General features: G+C 66.8%; 15 protein-coding genes and 1 pseudogene. 9 read left to right on the forward strand and 7 right to left on the reverse strand.

Annotated elements, in window-relative coordinates:
• The first annotated feature begins 60 nt into the window (after positions 1–60).
• Positions 61–321, forward strand: coding sequence for a hypothetical protein (locus tag J2T47_RS27985; RefSeq protein WP_253453867.1), 261 nt, complete (start codon positions 61–63; stop codon positions 319–321).
• A gap of 64 nt (positions 322–385) precedes the next feature.
• Here J2T47_RS27985 and J2T47_RS27990 read toward each other — a convergent pair whose 3' ends face one another.
• The gene (locus J2T47_RS27990; protein ID WP_253453869.1) at positions 386–712 is read right to left on the reverse strand and encodes an I78 family peptidase inhibitor; all 327 of its coding nucleotides are present in this window, start codon (positions 710–712) and stop codon (positions 386–388) included.
• 226 nt (positions 713–938) lie between these two features.
• Here J2T47_RS27990 and J2T47_RS27995 point away from each other — a divergent pair, with 226 nt between their 5' ends.
• Entirely contained in the window at positions 939–1,313 is a 375-nt protein-coding gene (locus J2T47_RS27995) for a hypothetical protein (RefSeq protein ID WP_024762291.1), read from the forward strand.
• A 47-nt stretch (positions 1,314–1,360) separates the two neighbouring features.
• Here the strand turns inward: J2T47_RS27995 and J2T47_RS28000 are convergent, their stop codons facing one another.
• Entirely contained in the window at positions 1,361–2,233 is an 873-nt protein-coding gene (locus tag J2T47_RS28000; RefSeq protein ID WP_192382988.1) for a LysR family transcriptional regulator, read from the reverse strand.
• A gap of 108 nt (positions 2,234–2,341) precedes the next feature.
• On the opposite strand from J2T47_RS28000, the gene J2T47_RS28005 reads away from it, so the two are divergent.
• The 7 genes from J2T47_RS28005 to J2T47_RS28035 all read left to right on the forward strand — a co-directional run bounded on the left by J2T47_RS28005 (position 2,342) and on the right by J2T47_RS28035 (position 6,176).
• A complete protein-coding gene (locus J2T47_RS28005; protein WP_253453871.1) occupies positions 2,342–3,100 on the forward strand; it encodes a CTP synthase C-terminal region-related (seleno)protein in 759 nt (252 codons plus the stop codon).
• Positions 3,097–3,420 carry an antibiotic biosynthesis monooxygenase family protein gene (locus tag J2T47_RS28010; RefSeq protein WP_253453873.1) on the forward strand — a complete coding sequence of 108 codons (324 nt, stop codon included), beginning with the start codon at positions 3,097–3,099 and terminating at the stop codon, positions 3,418–3,420. The genes J2T47_RS28005 and J2T47_RS28010 overlap by 4 nt, the downstream gene beginning before the upstream one ends.
• Positions 3,421–3,512: 92 nt before the next feature.
• A complete protein-coding gene (locus J2T47_RS28015; protein ID WP_253453875.1) occupies positions 3,513–3,974 on the forward strand; it encodes a hypothetical protein in 462 nt (153 codons plus the stop codon).
• 20 nt (positions 3,975–3,994) lie between these two features.
• Complete coding sequence (locus J2T47_RS28020; RefSeq protein ID WP_253453877.1) at positions 3,995–4,420, forward strand: VOC family protein; 426 nt, start codon at positions 3,995–3,997, stop codon at positions 4,418–4,420.
• Between the two features lie 123 nt (positions 4,421–4,543).
• Positions 4,544–5,113 carry a C40 family peptidase gene (locus tag J2T47_RS28025; protein WP_253453879.1) on the forward strand — a complete coding sequence of 190 codons (570 nt, stop codon included), beginning with the start codon at positions 4,544–4,546 and terminating at the stop codon, positions 5,111–5,113.
• A 147-nt stretch (positions 5,114–5,260) separates the two neighbouring features.
• Positions 5,261–5,854 carry a C40 family peptidase gene (locus tag J2T47_RS28030; protein WP_253453881.1) on the forward strand — a complete coding sequence of 198 codons (594 nt, stop codon included), beginning with the start codon at positions 5,261–5,263 and terminating at the stop codon, positions 5,852–5,854.
• 28 nt (positions 5,855–5,882) lie between these two features.
• Positions 5,883–6,176, forward strand: a complete 294-nt coding sequence (locus tag J2T47_RS28035; RefSeq protein WP_253453883.1) for a hypothetical protein — start codon at positions 5,883–5,885, stop codon at positions 6,174–6,176.
• Here the strand turns inward: J2T47_RS28035 and J2T47_RS28040 are convergent.
• The 5 genes and pseudogenes from J2T47_RS28040 to tpx form a co-directional block, all read right to left on the reverse strand.
• Positions 6,174–7,671 (reverse strand): annotated as a pseudogene (locus J2T47_RS28040) (efflux transporter outer membrane subunit); the annotation flags it as partial. The gene J2T47_RS28035 and the pseudogene J2T47_RS28040 sit on opposite strands and share 3 nt — an antisense overlap.
• A complete protein-coding gene (locus tag J2T47_RS28045) occupies positions 7,668–10,784 on the reverse strand; it encodes a multidrug efflux RND transporter permease subunit (RefSeq protein ID WP_253453887.1) in 3,117 nt (1,038 codons plus the stop codon). The gene J2T47_RS28045 and the pseudogene J2T47_RS28040, both read right to left, overlap by 4 nt.
• Entirely contained in the window at positions 10,784–13,906 is a 3,123-nt protein-coding gene (locus J2T47_RS28050) for an MdtB/MuxB family multidrug efflux RND transporter permease subunit (protein ID WP_253453889.1), read from the reverse strand. Before J2T47_RS28050 ends, J2T47_RS28045 begins: the two co-directional genes overlap by 1 nt.
• A complete protein-coding gene (locus tag J2T47_RS28055) occupies positions 13,903–15,201 on the reverse strand; it encodes an MdtA/MuxA family multidrug efflux RND transporter periplasmic adaptor subunit (protein ID WP_253453891.1) in 1,299 nt (432 codons plus the stop codon). Before J2T47_RS28055 ends, J2T47_RS28050 begins: the two co-directional genes overlap by 4 nt.
• Positions 15,202–15,432: 231 nt before the next feature.
• Complete coding sequence (gene tpx / locus J2T47_RS28060; RefSeq protein ID WP_081516774.1) at positions 15,433–15,933, reverse strand: thiol peroxidase; 501 nt, start codon at positions 15,931–15,933, stop codon at positions 15,433–15,435.
• Positions 15,934–16,008: the final 75 nt, after the last annotated feature.

Consider the following 16,008-nt stretch of genomic DNA (forward strand, 5'->3'; position numbering starts at 1 on the left):
TGAGGGCCGGCCGGTGTGGCCTTTACTTTCGGGCCTCATCCCATTCCTGGAGTCACAAGCATGATCAAGTACGCCCTCCTGCTGGCCGGTCTGCTCGCCCTGCCGGCCTTTGCCGACGACAGCCTCTGCACCGCCAACCTGCAATTGCTCAGCGAGCAGGCCAAGGATGGCAACCAGGACGTCAGCCAGGGCAAGAACTCCGCGCTCCAGCAGGCCATCGACAAGGCCAGGCAGGCGCAGGCCGCCGGGAATGAAAAGGAATGTATCGCCCTGACCACCCAAGCCCTGGAAACCAGCGCCAAACCGTCGAAGGACGACTGATGACGCCCCATGAAAAAGCCCCGCGCAGGCGGGGCTTTTTCATGGCCGTTGACGAGGGCCGGACTCAGCCGCAGGAAACCTGCTTGACCACCTGATTGTCATCGACATCGATGTTCAGGCGCTGCGAGTTGTATTCCATGGTCACCGGCTGGTGCGGGGTGAGCACGCGGGCGACGCTGGCACCGGCGTCGCGGCGGGCTTCCTCGGTCAGGGTCGGGTTGACGACCTTGCCGATGAGCGATTGCACCGCCTTGGCGTTGCAGGTGCCGGTCATGGCCGACGAATCGTCCGCGGCCGGCTGGGCGGCATCGGACGAGGAATCCTTGGAACTGCAACCGGCGAGCGCGGCGACAGCAAGAAGCGACAAGAGAGTCACTCGGTTGAAGGGCATGGAAGGTCTCCCTGGTTCTTCATGGAAAAAACGCGAAAGGCGCCACCTTACCAGCCCGAAGGCTGCGGCAGCGCGATGGATGTATTGCAGGCTGATACATGCAATGCCCGTCGCAGAGCCGTACGGCGCCATTTACACAACCTTTACACCGGCGGCGTTACGATTCTCTCGAGGCCGATGTCTCATAGATACCTGGTTCCTCGCCGGGTTCCTCAGGAGGTGCATCATGCTTCACCGTCTCCCCCAGATCGCCCTGCTCTGCGCCGGCCTTGCCCTCGCCGGCCAGGCCGCGGCCAACAGCAACACCGATGCCGCAGCGATCGGCGCGGTGGTCGGCGCCGTCGTCGGGGGTGCAGTGGTCGCCGGCTCGCAACCCGCGCCGGCGCCCTATTACGCTCCGCCGCCCCCGGTCGCCTACTACCCGCCGCAACCGGTGTACTACCAGCCCGCGCCGGTCTATCAACCCGTGTACCAGCCGGTCTATCGCCCGGTGGTCGTGGTACCCGGCCCGCGTTACTACGGGCCGCCCCGCTACTACGGCCCACCACGCTATTACGGCCCCGGCTACTACGGCCCGCCGGGACACTATCGTCACTGGTAGTGGCTGATACAGACAAAAGACCCCGCTTCCCGGCGGGGTCTTTTCATTCAGGCCGGCAGACGAATGCTTCCGGCCAGTTCCTCGAACAGTGTCACCACTGCGCGCAGCGCCCGGCAGTCCGGGCGGGTCAGCAGCCAGAGATGGATGCTGCAGCCGGGCAGCTCCGGCTCCAGCACCTGCAGCCCATCGTCCGGGCGCAGCAGGAAAGCCGGCAGCGCGGCCAGCCCAAGCCCGGCGCGGCACAGGTCGAGCACCGAGAGCATGCTGTTGCAGCGGTAGGCCGGCAGCACCGTCGGGAAGGCCTGGCGGCGCCAGGCGACGCTGGAGTGATCGGGCAGGAAGTCGTCCGGGGCGATCCAGCTCATGTCCTGCCAGGGGCGCTCGCCCTGCTCGGCCAGATAGTCGCGGTGGGCACAGAGGACGTAGTGCACCTCGCCCAGCTTGCGTCCGACCAGATGCTCCGGCGGCGCATTGGTCAGGCGCAGGGCGATGTCGGCGTCGCGGCGGCTGAGGTTGGCGAAGGCGTTGGAGGTGGTCAGCTCCAGGTTCAGCGCCGGGTAGCGCTTCATGAAACGCGCCAGGGCCGGCAGCAGCAGGCCTTGCAGCACGGTGTCGGAACAGGTCAGGCGCACGGTGCCGCTGAGCACGTCGTGGCCCTGCTCAAGCCCCAGGCGCGCCGCTTCCAGCGCCTGTTCGGCCAGCTCCGCCTGGGTCGCCAGTTGCTGTGCGGTGGCCGTGGCCAGGTAGCCGTTGCGGCCCTTCTCGAACAGCGCGGTGCCCAGCGCCTTCTCCAGCCGGCGCACGGCGCGGAACACGGTGGAGACGTCTACCTCGAGCAACTCCGCAGCACGGGCAAGGCTGCCACCCCGCACCAGCGCCAGCACCAGGGCCAGATCGGCGTATTCCAGACGGTATTGCATCGACGCACTCCAAGGTTGCGCAACCGCCCATTTTCGATTGCACCTGCGCAACTATAAATTGCCGCCCATGGGCCCGCCAATGGGCCACGACGCCAGGGGGAACACAGGATGGGAAAACGTCGTAAAGCACTGCGCATCGGCCTGATCGGCGACCGCGACAGCCGCGTCACCGCCCACTGGGCGATTCCCCTGGCCCTGCAGCAATCGCTGCTGCCGCATTCGGGCACCTTGCGCGTGGACTGGCTGGACACCCCGCGCCTCGCCCAGGGCCTGGATCTGGAGCCCTACTCCGGCTTCTGGGCCATCCCCGGCAGCCCTTACCTCGACACCGAAGGCGCCTTGCGGGCGATCACCTTTGCCCGCGAAAAACAGGTGCCCTTCCTCGGTACCTGCGGTGGCTTCCAGCACGCCCTGCTGGAGCGCGCCCACAACGTCCTCGGCTGGAGCGACGCGGCCCACGCCGAGATGGACCCGGAAGCGGCCCGACCGGTGGTCCACGCCCTGCCCTGTTCACTGGTGGAGGTCAGCGAAACCATCCGTCTCGGCGCCGGCACGCAGCTGGCGGCGATCTACGGCCTGCCGGAAATCCGCGAGGGCTATCGCTGCAGCTACGGGGTAAACCCGCAGTTCCAGGACAAGCTGTTCAGCGGCTCGCTGCGCGCCTGTGCCCATGGCGAGGATGGCAGCGTCCGTGCACTGGAAGCGACCGACCATCCGTTCTTCGTCGCCACCCTGTTCCAGCCCGAGCGCAAGGCCCTGGCCGGCATCGCCGTGCCGCTGGCCGAAGCGTTCCTGTCCGCCGCTTTCCGCCACCAATCCAACAGAGAATCCAGCCGAGCAACCATCCAGGCAGGGAGCCCCGCATGATCGCCAGCACACCGCAACCGCCCTACTACGCCGTGACCTTCACCTCCTACCGCAGCGAGCTGGACGAAGGCTACGGCGCCACCGCCGAACGCATGCTGGAACTGGCCGCGCAACAGGATGGCTTCCTCGGCGTCGAGTCGGCCCGTGGCGCTGACGGTCTGGGCATCACCGTGTCCTACTGGCGCGACGAAGCCGCCATCCGCCAGTGGAAGCAGCAGGCCGAACACCGCATGGCCCAGCAGGCCGGCCGCCGCGACTGGTACAGCGCGTTCCGCGTGCGCATCAGCCGCGTCGAGCGCGACTACGGATTCGAACGCTGAGCGACCCCTTCTGGCCCAGACACGACATGCCGGGTTCGATGCCCGGCGCACATCGTCTAGGCTGGTCCCCATTGAGCACGGGGGACCGACGCATGCACCGACAAGCCAGTGAACTGCAGGCCGCCTACCTGGGCGAAGTCCGCGGTGAAAACTTCTTCCTCGGCCTGGCCGAGCAACTGCCGGAGGGGGCCTCCTCGATGCTCCTGCTGGCGCGACTGGAACGCCAGACCGGCCTGCGCATGGCGCGGCTGCTGCAACGCCATGGCCTGCCGCTGGGTGACACCGCGCACGCCGCTGCCCAGGGCCGCCAGCGCGCCGCCGACTGGCTCGGGCTCGACTGGCCGCAGACCCTGGAAAAACTCGAAGTGCTGGTGGAACCCTATGTCCGGCGCTACGACAGCCTGGCCATCGAGGGCGACGACGATGACCGCGATATCCTCGACGATCTCGCCGAGCACGAACACGCCCTGCTGGACTTCACCCGCCTCGCCCGCGAGGGCCAGCTGAACGCGGCGAAGGCCACCATCAGCCGCCTGCTGGCCGTGACGGCCTGAACCTGACAGGGAGTACGTCCATGGCGCTATCACCTTTCCACCTGGCCATTCCGGTCCACGACCTCGCCCTGGCCCGGCGTTTCTACGGCGAGGTGTTCGGCCTCGCCGAAGGGCGCAGCAGCGCCCAATGGGTGGACTTCGACTTCTTCGGCCACCAGCTGGTGATCCACGAGCACCCACGCACCGCCAGCCAGGAGGCGGCGCACACCAACGCCGTCGATGGGCACGACGTACCGGTACCGCATTTCGGCGTGGTGCTGCCGTGGGACGACTGGGAGCGGCTGGCGCAAAGGCTGCGCGCGCGTGGCACACGGTTCGTCATCGAACCCCATGTGCGCTTCCAGGGCCAGGTGGGCGAACAGGCCACGCTGTTCCTCTTCGACCCCTGCGGCAACGCCCTGGAGTTCAAGGCTTTCAAGGACATTGGCCAGTTGTTCGCGCGCTGAGGGGTGATCGACCCTTCATCGTGGAATACACCTTCAGATCTATTAGATATTTCCTACATAGACCTTCACTAGCCATTCCTAGGATGGCGCCCGTCCCCAGCGTTCACCCCGAGGTGATCCGACGTGCGCCCACTCTGCTGGCTTCCTCTTTACCTGCTCTGCACCCTCGGAGCGCCGGCGGCCCTGGCCGATGACTTCGACCCGCCCGACTGGCGGCGCTACGACCGGGCCGCCGTCGAGCGCAGCGTCCTGCCCGCCAGCGGCTCGGCCGCCCCACCGCCATCAGCCGCTCGTCGAATCCGCAGCCCGGCGCAAACCTCGCGCCTCATCGCGCGCGCCCACGAGTTGCTCGGCACGCCGTACCGCTGGGGCGGCCAGACCGAGGAAGACGGCTTCGACTGCAGCGGACTGCTGGTCTACCTCTACCAGAGCATCGCCCACCGCACACTGCCGCGTACCACCCATTCGATGATCGCCCAGCGCCATAACGTAGTGAGCCGGGACGAACTGCAGCCGGGCGACGCGGTGTTCTTCAACCACAACGGCGAAGGCAGCAGCAGCCATGTCGGCCTGTACATCGGCGGCGACCGCTTCATCCACGCCCCCAGCACCGGCAAGCGCATCCGCATCGACTCGCTGGAAAACGGCTACTGGCGCCGCAGCTTCACTACCGCAAGACGCTTCAGCGGCTGATCCGGCAAAAAAACGCAGTCGGGTCACCAGTCCGGCACACATTCGGAAAACCCCTACAGCGCCTTGCAACTTACCCTCGTTCATCCGACGCAGGAGATTCCTAAGATGGCGCCCCGTTCCACCACCTGACCACACGATGTAGCCAAGATGCGTTTCCTTCCCCTGCTGAGCGCGGCCCTGCTGCTCTTTCTGACCGTTCCCCACGCCGAAGCTCGCGAAGCCCAGCGCGCCGCGCCGCACAAGGCCAGCGCCGGCCTCCCGCATCCGCTCCATGGCAAGCGGGTCAACCGCAATAACGTGCGCCTGCACGGTGACATGAATAGCCCGCTGAAATCGGGCCTGCGCAAGGCGACGGCTGCCACCAACTCGCGAGTGGTGGCCCGTGCCCACCAACTGATCGGCGTGCCCTACCGCCATGGCGGCACCACCGTGGCCAACGGCTTCGACTGCAGCGGCCTGCTGGTTTACCTGTTCCGCACTGAAGCCGGCATGAAGCTGCCGCGCACCACCGGCCAGATGATCGAAAGCGGCAGCCAGCGGATCGGTCGCGCCGAGCTCAAGCCGGGCGATGCCGTGTTCTTCAACCGCAACGGGCGCGGCAGCATCAGTCACGTGGGGCTGTACATCGGCAACAACCAGTTCATCCATGCCCCCAGTTCCGGCGAACGGATCCGCATGGATTCGCTGGACAACAACTACTGGGAACGCAGTTTCACCACCGCTCGTCGCTTCAACGGCTGACGCCCCTTCCCGCTACCGGAACCTGAAGATGCCCAGCCTGCTGGTCGAGATCGTGCGTTACACCGAAGAATGCTTCCCGGGCTGGGCCGAATGCCGCCTGATCGATGCCTGCGGGCGCGACTGGCGCTTCCTCAAACCACGCGCCAGCCTGCGCACGGGCAGCGCAGACGACCGCCTCCCGGCCGTCGGCCGGATCGACTGCGAAGTGCTGGAGCGCCTGGACGGCAGCGCACTGGTGAGCACCGCTCAGCCCCGGGGCATCAGATCGCTGGACGGCGAAAACCGCTTCCACATTCCCCTGAGCGCCCTGGTCGAAGACTGACTGCGGCAACGACGCGGATTCAGTCCCGCGTCGCCTGTCCTTCCTCGGCGATCTTCGCCGCATCCCAGCCACCGCCCAAGGCAGCGATCAGCTGCACGCTGGCGGTCAGCCGGCTGCCGGTCAGGGTCAGCAGCGTGCGCTCGTTGGACAGCGCGCTGGTCTGGGTAGTGACCACGTTGCTGTAGTCGATGGTGCCGGCCTTGTACTGGTTGGTGGTCAGGCGCAGCGCCTCGCGGGCGGAGTCCAGCGCTTCCTGCTGCACGCCGCTTTCCTCTTCCAGCACCTTGAGCTGGACCATGTAGTCCTCGACCTCGCGGAAGCTGTCCAGCACGGTCTGCCGGTAGCTGGCCACGGTCTGGTCGTAGCTCGCCTCGGCCTGTTCGACCTGGGAGGCGATCAGCCCGCCATCGAACAGGGTCATGGCGAACTGCGGGCCGATGGACCAGTAGCGGTTGGGTGTCTCGATCCAGTTCTGGAAGCTGCCGCTGCGGTAGCCACCGGCGGCGGTGAGGGTCAGGTCGGGGAACCAGGCGGCCTTGGCCACGCCGATCTTGGCGTTGGCGGAAATCACCTGGCGCTCGGCGGAGGCCACGTCCGGGCGGCGTTGCAGTATCTCCGAGGGCAGCAGTGCCGGCACGTTCGGCAGGTTAGGCACACCGTCCACGGCGGCCAGGGAGAACTGCGCCGGCGGCAGACCGACCAGCACGGCAATGGCGTGTTCCAGCTGCGCGCGCTGGTACTTCAGGTCGATGGCCTGGGCCTCGGTGCTTTTCAGCTGGGTACGCGCCTGGGCGACATCGGCCTTGGTGACGATGCCGGCGTTGTACTGGTTCTCGGTGAGCTTGAGCGAGCGCTGGTAAGCCGTGATCGTGTCGTTGAGCAGCTTGATCTGCTGGTCCATCACCCGCAGCTGCAGGTAGTTCTGGGCCAGCTGGGACTGCAGGGAAAGGCGCGAGTTGGCCAGGTCGGCGGCACTGGCGTCCATGCTCGCGTTGTCGGCCTCCAGCTGGCGGCGCAGCTTGCCCCACAGGTCCAGCTCCCAGCTCACGCCGAGACTCGCCGAGTAGCTGTTGCTGATCGAGCTGCTGCTTCCGCCGCTGGCCACCGTGGAGCCGTCGGGCAAGCGCACGCTGCCGCCGCTGCCGGTGCCTTGCCCGGAGCGGGTCTTGCCGGCGTCGGCGGTGATGCTGGGGAAGAACGAGGAGCGCGCGCCCTTGGCCAGCGCCTGGGCCTGGCGGTAGGACGCCAGCGACTGCGCCAGGGTCTGGTTGGCCGCCACCAGGCGGGTCTGCAGGTCATTCAGCGTGGCATCGCCGTACAGTTCCCACCAGGCGCCTTGGTTGAAGCCATCCTGCGGCTTCGCCAGTTGCCAGCCCTCGCCCTCCTTGAAGCTGGCGGGCACCGTCAGCTCGGGGCGCTGGTAGTCCGGGCCGATGGCGCAACCGGCCAGGGCCACGGCCAGCGCCAAGGGGAGAAGTGAACGGGAACGGATCATACGGGTGTCTCCAGGGCGCCATCAGTGCGCACGCCGCGCTTCTTGTTGACCCAATGGCGCAGGCGGTCGAGGTAGAGGTAGACGACGGGGGTGGTGTACAGGGTCAGCAACTGGCTGCCGATCAGCCCGCCGACGATGGTCATGCCCAGCGGACGACGCAGCGCGGCATCGCCGCCGATGCCGAAGATCAGCGGCAACGCACCGAGAATCGCGGCCAGGGTAGTCATCATGATCGGCCGGAAGCGCTTCATGCACGCCTCAAGGATCGCCTCACGCGGTGACAGTCCCAGAGTGCGCTCTGCGTCCAGGGCGAAGTCGATCATCATGATGGCGTTCTTCTTCACGATGCCGATGAGCAGGATCACCCCGATCAGCGCGATCAGCGACAGCTCGGTGCGGAACAGCATCAGCGTGAGCAGCGCGCCGACGCCCGCCGAGGGCAGCGTCGAGAGGATGGTCAGCGGATGCACATAGCTCTCGTAGAGGATGCCCAGCACGATGTACACCGAGATCAGCGCCAGCAGGATCAGCCAGGGCATGTCGTTCTGCGTGTCCTGCACCGCGCCGGCGTTGCCTTCGAAGGTGGCCTGGATTTCCATCGGCAGGTGGATCGGCTCCACCGCGGCCAGGATCGCGTCGCGGGCCGGGCCGATCTGCGCACCCTGGGCCAGGTTGAAGGAGAAGGTGGTGGCGGCGAACTGGCCCTGGTGGTTGACCTCCAGCGGCGCGCGGCTCGGCTCGATGTGGGTGAAGGCCGAGAGTGGAATGCGCTGCCCTTCGCTGTTGATCACGTAGACCTGACGCAGCTCCTCGGGGGTTTCCTGGTACGGCTGGGCGACTTCCATCACCACGTGGTACTGGTTCAGCGGGTTGAAGATGGTCGAGACCTGGCGCTGGCCGTAGGAGTTGTTCAGCACCGCGTCCACCTCGGCGACGTTCACTCCCAGGCTCGCCGCGCGGTCGCGGTCGATCACCAGGCGGCTCTGCACGCCCTTGTCCTGGGCATCGCTGTTCACGTCGACGATCTGCGGCACCTTGTTCATCGCCGCCTCGACCTTCGGCGCCCATTCGCGCAACAGGTTGAGGTCATCGCTGCGCAGGGTGAAGTCGTACTGCGCATTGCCCTGGCGGCCACCGATGCGCACGTCCTGGCCGGCGACCAGGAACAGGTTGGCGCCGGGGACCTGCGCCAGCTTCTTGCGCAGGCGGTTGACGATGGTTTCGGCGGAGTCGCGCTCGGTGATGTCCTTCAGGGTGACGAAGAAGGAGCCGGTGTTGCTCGACTGCCACTTGCCGCCGCCGACGAAGCCCACCACGTTCTCCACGCCGGGGTCCTCGGAGAGGATCTTGCGGAACTGCGCCATCTTCTTGTCCAGCGCCTGGAACGAGATGCTCTGGTCGGCCACCGCGAAGCCGCGCAGGCGCCCGGAATCCTGCTGCGGCAGGAAGCCCTTGGGCACCACCACGAACAGGTAGAGGTTCAGCGCGATACAGCCGAGCATGATCATCACCATCAGCCGCGAATGCTCCAGCGCCCAGCTCAGGCTGGCGCGGTAGCGCTGCATGAAGGCGACGAAGTAGCGGTTGCTCTGGCGCTCCACCGAGGCCTTCTTCGGTCCGCGCTCCACCGGCTTGAGCAGGCGTGCGCAGAGCATCGGCGTCAGTGTCAGCGAGACCACCAGCGAGACCAGGATGGCCGCCGCCAGGGTCACCGAGAATTCGCGGAACAGCCGCCCGGTGATGCCGCCCATCAACAGCAGCGGAATGAACACCGCCACCAGCGACAGGGTCATCGACAGCACGGTGAAACTTACTTCCCGCGCACCGCGGATCGCCGCCTGGATCGGCGGGTCGCCCTCCTCGATGCGCCGGGCGATGTTCTCCACCACGACGATGGCGTCGTCCACCACGAAGCCGGTGGCGATGATCAGCGCCATCAGCGACAGGTTGTTCAGCGAGAAGCCGCACAGGTACATGATCGCGAAGGTGCCCACCAGCGACACCGGCACCGCCAGGCTGGGGATCAGCGTGGCGCGACCGTTGCGCAGAAACAGGTAGACCACCAGGATCACCAGGATCACCGAGATGATCAGGGTCAGCTCGGCTTCTTCCAGCGAGGAGCGGATCGACGGGCTGCGGTCGTCCATCACCGACAGCTTCACCTGCGGGCCGAGCACGTCCTGGATGATCGGCAGCTGCTCGTGGATGGCGTCGGTGGCCTCGATGATGTTCGCGCCAGGCTGACGGGTGATGATCAGCAGCACTGCCGGCAGGTCGTCGGAGAAGCCGGCGTTGCGGGTGTCTTCCACCGAGTCGGTGACCTTGGCCACGTCGCGCAGGCGTACCGCCGCACCGGTGTCGGCGTTGTAGTGGACGATCAGCGGGGCGTACTCGCTGGCCTTGCGCAACTGGTCGTTGGAGTCCACCTGCCAGTGCCGCTCGCCGAACTCCAGCGAGCCCTTGGGCCCGTCGGCGTTGGTGTTGTTGATGGCGTTGCGCACCGTGTCCAGGGAGATGCCGTAGTGGCTGAGCTGGTCCGGATTCACATCGACGCGCACCGCCGGCAGCGACGAGCCGCCGATGCTCACCTGCCCCACCCCTTTCACCTGCGCCAGCTTGGGCGAGACGATGGTCGAGGCCAGGTCGTACATCTGCCCGCGGGTATAGGTATCCGAGGTCAGGGTGAGGATCATGATCGGCATGTCCGACGGATTCGCCTTGCGGTACGTCGGGTTGTTCGGCATTCCCGAGGGCAGCAGGCTCATGGCCGCGTTGATCGCCGACTGCACCTCGCGTGCGGCGCCATCGATGTCCTTGGACAGGTCGAACTGGATGATGATGGTGGTGTTGCCCAGGGAGCTGCTGGAGGTCATGTCGGTGACCCCGGCGATGCGCCCCAGCGAGCGCTCCAGCGGCGTCGCCACCGTGGAGGCCATGGTTTCCGGACTGGCGCCGGGCAAGGATGCCTGCACCAGGATGGTCGGGAAGTCGACGTTGGGCAGCGGCGCCACCGGCAGCAGGCTGAACGAGAGGATGCCGGCGAGCATCAGCGCCAGGGTCAGCAGGCTGGTGGCGACCGGGCGCAGGATGAACAGGCGCGATAAGCCGCCCATCAGCCACGCTCCGCCGGGTCGATGCTGTTCACGTCCAGGCCGTGGCGCTGCCGCCAGTTGGCCCAGCGCGCGGCCAGGCGGTCGAAGTACAGGTAGATCACCGGCGTGGTGAACAGCGTCAGCAGCTGGCTGACCAGCAGGCCGCCAACCATGGTCACGCCCAGCGGTTGGCGCAGCTCGGCGCCGGCACCGCCGGCGAGCATCAGCGGCAGCGCGCCCAGCAGCGCGGCCATGGTGGTCATCAGGATCGGCCGGAAGCGCAGCAGGCACGCCTGGTAGATCGCCTCATGGGGCGGCTTGCCCTCGTTGCGTTCGGCGTCCAGGGCGAAGTCGATCATCATGATCGCGTTCTTCTTGACGATGCCGATCAGCAGGATGATGCCGATGATCGCCACGATGCCGATGTCCTGCCCCGAGAGCATCAGCGCCAGCAGCGCGCCCACGCCCGCCGAGGGCAGCGTGGAGAGAATGGTCACCGGGTGGATGAAGCTCTCGTAGAGGATGCCCAGCACGATGTACATGGTGACGATGGAAGCCAGTACCAGCAGCAGGGTGTTGGACAGCGAGGCCTCGAACGCCTGGGCCGCACCACGGAAACTGCCCTGCAGGCTGACGGGCATTTCCATCTGCGCCTCGACGTCGCGGATCGCCTGCACTGCCTCGCCGAGGGCGACGCCCTTGGCCAGGTTGAAGGAGATGGTCGCGGCCGGGAACTGGGCGATGTGGTTGACCGCCAGCAGGGTGTGGCGCTCCTCGACCTTGGCCAGGCTCGACAGGCGCACCTGGGTACCGTCGCTGGATGGCACGTAGAGGTTCTCCAGCGACTGCGGGCCGATCTGGAATTCCGGCGCCACCTCCAGCACCACGCGGTACTGCGTGGCCTGGGTGAAGATGGTGGAGATCAGCCGCTGGCCGAAGGCGTTGTACAGCACGCTGTCGATGTTCGACAGGCTCACGCCCAGGCGCGAAGCAGTGTCGCGGTCGATGTTGATGTAGGCCTGCAGGCCCTTGTCCTGCCAGTCGGTAGCCACGTCGGCCAGCTCCGGCAGTTGCTGCAGGCGGTCCACCAGGCGCGGCACCCAGTCGGCGAGGACCTCCGGGTCGGCATCCTGCAGGGTGAACTGGTACTGGGTGCGGGCGATGCGGTCCTCGATGGTGAGGTCCTGCACCGGCTGCATGTACAGCTTGATGCCGGCGATCTGGTCCAGCTCCGGCTGCAGGCGATGGATCACCTCGCTGGCGGTCACGTCACGCTCGGCGTGCGGCTTGAGGTTGATCAGCAGGCGCCCGGTGTTGAGGGTGGCGTTGGTGCCGTCGACGCCGATGAACGAGGACAGGCTTTGCACCGCCGGATCCTTCAGCACGATCTTCGCCAGGTCCTGCTGGCGGCTGGCCATGGACTGGAACGAGATCGACTGCGGCGCCTCGGCGATGCCCTGGATCACCCCGGTGTCCTGCACCGGGAAGAAGCCCTTGGGCATGAAGAGGTACAGCGCCGCGGTGAGCACCACGGTGCCGATGGCCACCAGCAGGGTCAGCGGCTGATGGCGCAGCACCACGCGCAGGGCGGCGGCGTAGCGCTCGATCAGGTTGTCGATGAAGCGCCCGGCGGCGCGGGCGAAGCGCCCTTCCTTCTCCGGCTCGACGTGGCGCAGCAGCTTGGCGCTGAGCATCGGCGTCAGGGTCAGGGAAACGAAGCCGGAGATCAGGATCGCCACCGCCAGGGTGATGGCGAATTCGCGGAACAGCCGCCCGGCCACGTCGCCCATGAACAGCAGCGGGATCAGCACGGCGATCAGCGAGAAGGTCAGCGAGATGATGGTGAAGCCGATCTGCTTGGAACCCTTGAGCGCAGCCTCCAGTGGCGGGTCGCCCTTCTCCAGGTAACGCGCGATGTTCTCCACCATGACGATGGCGTCGTCCACCACGAAGCCGGTGGCGATGGTCAGCGCCATCAGCGTCAGGTTGTTGATCGAGAAGCCTGCGAGGTACATCACGCCGAAGGTGCCGATCAGCGACAACGGCACGGCGAAGCTGGGGATCAGCGTCGCGGAGATATTGCGCAGGAACAGGAAGGTGACCATCACCACCAGGCAGACGGCGAGGAACAGCTCGAACTGCACGTCCGCCACCGAGGCGCGGATGGTCGTGGTGCGGTCGGTGAGCACCGTCACTTCCAGGCTGCCGGGCAGGGTCGCCTGCAACTGCGGGAGCATCTTCTTGATGCTGTCGACCACCTCGATGACGTTGGCGCCCGGCTGGCGCTGGATGTTCAGCACCACCGCCGGCGAGGTGTTGGCCCAGGCGGCCAGGCGCACGTTCTCGGCGTCATCCTCGACGCTGGCCACGTCGCGCACGCGCAGCGGCGAGCCGTTCTTGTAGGCGATGATCAGGTCGCGGTAGGCGTCGGCGGACTTGAGCTGGTCGTTGGCGTCCAGGGTCGAGGAGCGGGTCGGACCGTCGAAGCTGCCCTTGGGGCCGTTGAGGTTGTTGTTGGTGACGGTGGTCTGCAGGTCCTGCAGGCTCAGGCCGGCGGCCGCCAGCGCACCAGGGTTGGCGCGGATGCGCACGGCCGGGCGCTGGCCGCCGCTGATGCTGACCAGGCCAACGCCGGAAATCTGCGAGATTTTCTGCGCGAGACGCGTGTCCACCAGGTCCTGGATCTGCGGCAGCGGCATGTCCGGGGACATCACCGCCAGGGTCAGGATCGGTGCGTCCGCCGGGTTCACCTTGCTGTACACCGGCTGGTTCGGCAGGTCCTTGGGCAGCAGGCTCTGCGCGGTGTTGATCGCCGCCTGGACTTCCTGCTCGGCGACGTCGAGGTTGATCTGCAGGCTGAACTGCAGGGTGATCACCGAGGCGCCACCGGAGCTGGTGGAGGACATCTCGTTCAGGCCGGGAATCTGCCCCAGCTGGTTCTCCAGCGGCGCGGTCACCGAGGAGGTCATGATGTCCGGGCTGGCGCCGGGGTACAGGGTCACCACCTGGATGGTCGGGTAGTCCACTTCCGGCAAGGCCGAGATCGGCAGGAAGCGGTAGGCGATGATCCCCGACAGCAGGATCGCCACCATCAGCAGCGTGGTGGCGACCGGCCGCAGGATGAACAGGCGGGACGGGTTCATTCGCTCTTACCGCTGTCCTGGACCGGGGTGTCCGAGCCAAAGGGCTTGGCGGTGGACTTGTCGCCCTCCTCGGTGGCGGCCGCACGGGCCTTCTCGTCGGAGGTGGCGATATTCATGCGGGTGCCGTCGCGCAGGCGGTCGGTGCCCTCGACGACCACGCGGTCGCCTTCCTTCAGGCCCTCGGTGACCACCACGCGCTCGCTCTCGCTGGTGCCCAGGGTGACCAGCTGGCGCTTGGCCTTGCTCTCCTCCCCCACCAAATAGACGTAGGTGCCGTCGTTGCCGCGCTGCACGGCGTTGGCCGGGATGGTCAGCACGCCCGGCAGGGTTTCGGCGAGCAGGCGCACGTTGACGAACTGGTTGGGGAACAGCTTGTGGTCGGCGTTCTCGAAGCCGGCCTTGAGCTTGACGGTGCCGGTGGTGGTGTCGATCTGGTTGTCCAGGGTCTTCAGCACGCCGGTGGCCAGGGTCTGGTTCTGGTTGCGATCCAGCGCCTCGACCGGCACCGGCTGGTTGCCATACAGCTCGCGGGCGATGGTGCCCAGTTGCTGCTGCGGCAGGCTGAACACCACGGAGATCGGCTTGACCTGGGTGATCACCACCAGCGGCGTGGTGTCGCCGGAGGTGACCAGGTTGCCCACGTCCACCTGGCGCAGGCCGACGCGACCGGCGATGGGCGCGCGCACCTGGGTGAACTCGAGGTTGAGCTTGGCGTCGGCGACCTGGCCCTGGTTGGTCTTCAGGGTGCCTTCGTACTGACGGACCTGGGCTTCCTGGGTGTCCAGGGTCTGCTTGGCGATGGAGTCCTCGGCATACAGGCCCTTGTAGCGGGCCAGGTCGATCTGCGCGTTCTTCAGTTGCGCCTGGTTCTGCAGCAGGGTGCCCTGGGCCTGATCCAGCGCGGCCTGGAACGGACGTGGGTCGATCACCGCGAGCACATCGCCGGCCTTCACTTCCTGACCTTCCTGGAACGGCACCTTGACCAGCTGGCCGCTGACCCGCGCGCGGACGTTGACGGTGTTGTAGGCCGTCACCGTGCCCAGTGCGTGGTAATGCACCGGCAGGTCACCCTTGACCACCGGCGCGACGCTGACGGTCACCGCCGTGCCGCCCTGCCCCGCGGCCATCTGCCCAGGACCCGGGCGCCCGCCACGTCCACCCTGGGCCGCCGGTGCTCCCGAAGACGTCGAGTGCAGCCACATGATCAGCCCCACCACGGCGGCGAACAGCAGCGCGGTGATGAGCCAGGGGCGCAGGGTGCGAAGTTTCGAGGGCGATCCGTTGCTTGCAGTCATGGGGCTTCGTCTTGTTGAAAAGGGGCTTGGCGCAAAAAAGTGAGAATAGCGAGGCTGAACGATAAGCACAGCAACGCCGCAGGCAAAGTCTCTTTACCCGCTATTTACCTTTGATTTACCGGGAGTTACGAATTGCCGGGGCATTGCGACCCGGAAATGGCGCGGGAGGTTCCCGCGCCATTGGAGCCTGTCCTGGAGGACTGGCCCGGCGCCCCTACGAGCGCAGCAGCATCAGGCCAGGGCGGCGATGGCGGCGGCGTAGTTCGGCTCGTCGGCGATCTCGCCGACCAGCTCGCTGTGCAGCACCTTGTTCTGCTCGTCCAGCACCACGACAGCGCGGGCAGCCAGGCCGGCCAGCGGGCCGTCGGCGATGGCCACGCCGTAGTTGGCGAGGAACTCGCGGCCACGCAGGGTGGACAGGTTCACCACGTTCTCCAGGCCTTCGGCGCCGCAGAAGCGCGCCTGGGCGAACGGCAGGTCGGCGGAAACGCACAGTACGACAGTGTTGGCCAGCTTGCTGGCCTCAGCGTTGAACTTGCGCACGGAGGTGGCGCAGGTCGGGGTATCGACGCTGGGGAAGATGTTCAGCACCTTGCGCTTGCCAGCGTAGGTTTCCAGGGTGACGTCGGACAGGTTGCCGGCGACCAGCGACAGGGCCGGAGCCTGTTCGCCTTTCTGCGGCAGCTTGCCGTCGACGGAAACCGGGTTGCCCTTGAGGGTGACTTGAGCCATTGCTTGGGTCCTTCTGTGAGGGATGGCGGCGCCGGCGGGTTGCCAGCGCCGCGGGAGGATTCGGGGCCGGGGCAG

Origin of the sequence: Pseudomonas nitroreducens (assembly GCF_024170165.1) — a bacterium.
In the GTDB taxonomy this organism is placed as follows: domain Bacteria; phylum Pseudomonadota; class Gammaproteobacteria; order Pseudomonadales; family Pseudomonadaceae; genus Pseudomonas; species Pseudomonas nitroreducens_C.